5 protein-coding genes are annotated in these 3,591 nt (G+C 72.4%); 1 reads left to right on the forward strand and 4 read right to left on the reverse strand.

Annotated features, from left to right (window positions below; genetic code table 11):
• The 3 genes from Q0R63_RS01145 to Q0R63_RS01155 form a co-directional block, all read right to left on the reverse strand.
• Positions 1-736, reverse strand: a 736-nt coding sequence (locus tag Q0R63_RS01145; protein ID WP_295692755.1) for an AMP-binding protein, incomplete at its 3' end; no start/stop codon positions are given.
• Between the two features lie 6 nt (positions 737-742).
• Positions 743-1,321 (reverse strand): PH domain-containing protein, encoded by a 579-nt coding sequence (locus tag Q0R63_RS01150; RefSeq protein WP_295692756.1) that lies wholly within the window; start codon positions 1,319-1,321, stop codon positions 743-745.
• 10 nt (positions 1,322-1,331) lie between these two features.
• The gene (locus Q0R63_RS01155) at positions 1,332-1,592 is read right to left on the reverse strand and encodes a hypothetical protein (RefSeq protein ID WP_295692757.1); all 261 of its coding nucleotides are present in this window, start codon (positions 1,590-1,592) and stop codon (positions 1,332-1,334) included.
• 75 nt (positions 1,593-1,667) lie between these two features.
• Between Q0R63_RS01155 and thpR the strand changes: the two genes are divergently transcribed.
• Positions 1,668-2,261 carry an RNA 2',3'-cyclic phosphodiesterase gene (thpR, locus tag Q0R63_RS01160; RefSeq protein WP_295692758.1) on the forward strand — a complete coding sequence of 198 codons (594 nt, stop codon included), beginning with the start codon at positions 1,668-1,670 and terminating at the stop codon, positions 2,259-2,261.
• A 150-nt stretch (positions 2,262-2,411) separates the two neighbouring features.
• On the opposite strand, the gene Q0R63_RS01165 is transcribed toward thpR, so the two are convergent.
• The coding region (locus Q0R63_RS01165; protein ID WP_295692760.1) for an HNH endonuclease signature motif containing protein at positions 2,412-3,591 on the reverse strand (1,180 nt) is incomplete at its 5' end.

Consider the following 3,591-nt stretch of genomic DNA (forward strand, 5'->3'; position numbering starts at 1 on the left):
CCACGGGATAGGACACTTGGCTGTGCTCGACGAGCTTGGGCTTCGAGGTCGTGCCCGAGGTGAAGTAGAGGAGGACCGGGTCGCTCGAGGCGGTGCCCGGGTGGGGGGTGGGCTGCGCGTCGAGCACGTATGCCGCAGAGACGGATTCCCAGCCCGGCGCCACGCCGCTCGTGGTCGCGACCGGGCCGACGACGATCCGCACCACATCGCCCGGCACCACGTCGAACTTGCCGGTGTCGACGGCGTTGGCGATCACTGCCCGTGCCCGTCCGCGGGCGATCCGGTCGCTCAGGTCGGCCGGTCCGGCGGCGGTGGCGGTCGGCATGACGACGGCGCCGAGCTTGATGATCGCCAGCATCGCCTCCCACAGCTCGACCCGGTTGTTGAGCATGACGATGACGGCGTCGCCGCGACCGACCCCGAGGGCGCGCAGGTGGGCGGCCACCTGGTCCGAGCGGCGGGCCAGGGTGTCGAAGCTGTAGCTCGCCGGCTCGCGTCCGGCGGCGCGGTCGGCCTCCTCGACGATGACGAGCGCGGGGTTGTCGTTGCCGCGGGCGACCGCGTCGAACCAGTCGACACCCCAGTTGAAGTGGTCACCCACGTCGGGGAACGCAAAGTCGGCGACCGCCGCGGCATACTGCTCACGGCAGCCGAGGAGCTGGTCGCGGGCGGCCCGAAAGGCCTGTGTCGCAGCCGAACCCGTGCCGACTGCGAGCGCCGGTCCCTGATCCGTCACGGTGTCCTACTCCTCACTGAGGCGGGGTCGGTCCGGGCGCTCCGGGCTGCGGGCCGGCCACTCGCCGCCTCCGCCACTGGCCCGACGGGCCCGCGTCGTGGAGTCCTCGTCGATGAGGTGGTTGACGAGCTGCTGGATCTCGTCGCTGTGGGGGATGTTGCGCAGCTCCTCGTCGGCCGAGTCGCCGGCCGACTCGATGCTCAGCGACCCGGACCGCAGGATGCGGTCGAGCAGGCTCTGGTGGAAGCTGACGTCGGTGATCTTGGACAGGGTGATGTCCTTGCCGGCCTTCGACAGGATGCCGCGGCGCACCATGACGCGGTGGGTGGTGATGACGTAGTGGGTGGTGCGCCAGCGCAGGTAGGGGACGAGGACGAGGGGGATCGCGAGGACCACCACCAGCCCGACGCATACCCATTGGATGAGGTTGCCCCGGCTGTCGTCCGGGGTGAGCGCCGATGCGACGACCGCCGCTGCGACGAGGACGACGGCGGTGACGGTCGGCCCGATCACGGTGAGCCAGTGCGGGTGCAGGCTGCGGACGACCTGCTCGTCACGGGTGAGGACGTTCTCCGGGAAGCCCATGGCGAGCAGGCTAGCTGCCGAAGAGGGTCGTGAGCTCGCGTACGGCCACGAGCCGCACGCCCGCGCAGGCGAAGTAGGGGTCGGCCGCCAGCGCCGCGTCCACGCGCTCGCGGGTCGTGGTGAAGAAGCAGAGCGACCCGCTGCCGTCCTCGAACGGGCCCGCGTCGAGCAGCTCGCCGCGCTCGTGCAGCTCGGTCAGCAGCTCGCGGTGCCGCGGCCTCAGCTCGAGCCGGGAGGGGTGGTCGGTGAAGGCGAGCTCGACGACGAACATGCCCACACCGTATGCCGTCCGCCTGCCATGGGAAAGGACGTGCGGTCACCCGCCAGGGGGCGGGAGAATCGACCCATGCCCCACCGCATGTTTGTTGCTGTCGTCCCGCCGCCCGAGGTCGTCGAGGACCTCTCCGACTTCCTCGAACCCCGCCGTGACCAGGGGATGCCGTGGATCGACCCGTCGCAGTGGCACGTGACGCTGGCCTTCATGGAGGCGGTCCCGGAGCGCCGGGTCGACGACCTCGTGGAACGACTGGACGAAGCGGGTGCCAAGCGCCGTCCCTTCACCCTCCGTCTCGCGGGAGCCGGCGCCTTCCCCGACGCCATCGAGGCGAAGGTCCTCTGGCTCGGCCTGCGCAACGGCGCCGGGGTGGCGGAGACCGGCGAGCTCGAGCGGCTGGCCGTCAACGTCCGGGCCGCAGCGTCCTCGGCGGGAGCACCGGTCGACGGCAAGCCCTTCCGGCCCCACCTGTCCGTCGCCCGGCTCAAGCGTCCCGTCGAGGCGACCCGCTGGATGCGCATCCTCGACACCTACGTCAGCCCGCCGTGGGAGGTCGACGCCGTCGACCTCATCTCCTCCCACCTCCACGAGGGCCAGCACCGCCGTCCCCGCCACCAGGTCGTCCACACCGTGCAGATGGGGGTCGGCGTCCCCGACCCGCGCTGACCTGAGGTCTCACGCTCTCCTGCGGTGCCAGACTTCGCCACCACAGTCCCGCCACCACAGTCCCGCACCGCCGGGAACTCCCTCCCCACATCAGGCACGGTGCCCAGGCATGCCTCAGACCCCGCGGTCGCGGGGTGCGGTGCGGGGTGGTCAGAGGTGCCAGGTGACGCCGGTGGTGTCGATGTCGGCGGTGAGGTCACGGTCGTGGACCAGGGTGTGGTGGCGCCCGCAGAGCAGGGCGCCGTTGGCGATGTCGGTCGGGCCCGATCGGGCCCACCAGGTGACGTGGTGGACGTCGGTCCACTGCGCGGGGATGGTGCAGCCGGGATAGGTGCAGTGCCCGTCGCGGCGCCAGATGACCTTCCGCTGGCCGGGGCTGAACAGCCTCCGCCCGCGCCCGAGGTCGAGGACCTCACCCTGCGCGCCGAGGACCATCGGGAAGATCCGGGCGTCGCACGCCATCCGGCGCAGCACGCCCGGTGAGAGCAGCTCCCCGGTCAGGGTCAGGCCCGCGCCGCGGCAGCCGTCCTGCAGGTCCGCCCACGGGATCGTCACGATCACCTGCGCGTTCTCGGTCGTCGGCATCTCGCCCGGCGCCCCGACCCCGCGCCGGACCACCTCGAGCAGCGCGTCGGCGCGGCGGGTCGCGGCCGTCCGCGGGTCCCGTTCACCGTCGGGTCCCTGGACCGGCTCGGACAGCGCCTCCACGGCCGCGTCGAGGATCGCCGCTCCTTCGGCGTCGAGGCGCACCCGGTAGTCCCCCATCCCCGCCGGCCCGGTCCCCTTGACCAGCGAGCGCGCCAGCCGGCGTTTGCGTTCGTCGGCCTCGAGGTCGGCGGCGGGTTTGATCAGCTGGGTCGCGTAACGGATCGCCTTGATCAGCTCCCGCGTCGACAGGGCCCGACCGTCCTGGTCATCCCACGCAGCTCTCACCAGGGCCTCGGTGTCGGCGACCAGCGCGTCGGGGTCGGCGAGGCCGCGCACGTCCTCCACCAACCGCATCACCAGGGCGGCCTTCTCCACCGTCATCGCTCCCGAGGTGACGGCCTGCCCCACGAGGACGTCCGTCGGCCGCTCGCTGCGGCAGGCCCGCGCGACGGCCACCACCTGAGCGATCCGGCGCACCTCGGGCTTCGGTGCGCCCGCGCCGAACACGGCGACCAGCCAGTCCTGCGTCGACAGACCCGCCGCACCCGCCAGCCCCCGCTCATCGACCTCCCCCGCGACCGCGACCTCGAGCCGCTCCAGCACGGACCGGATCACCCCGAGCACCCCCACCGCCGCCTCGAGGTCACCGTCGGACACGGCCCAGGTCGGCTCCAGGACCGAC

Origin of the sequence: Lapillicoccus sp., assembly GCF_025353065.1 — a bacterium.
In the GTDB taxonomy this organism is placed as follows: Bacteria; Actinomycetota; Actinomycetes; order Actinomycetales; family Dermatophilaceae; genus Lapillicoccus.

Bases quoted from the DNA above. Each gene is read 5' to 3' on its own strand.
- Q0R63_RS01155 (WP_295692757.1), bottom strand. From the start codon at position 1,592: ATGTTCGTCGTCGAGCTCGCCTTCACCGACCACCCCTCCCGGCTCGAG.
- thpR (WP_295692758.1), top strand. From the start codon at position 1,668: ATGCCCCACCGCATGTTTGTTGCTGTCGTCCCGCCGCCCGAGGTCGTC.
- Q0R63_RS01150 (WP_295692756.1), bottom strand. From the start codon at position 1,321: ATGGGCTTCCCGGAGAACGTCCTCACCCGTGACGAGCAGGTCGTCCGC.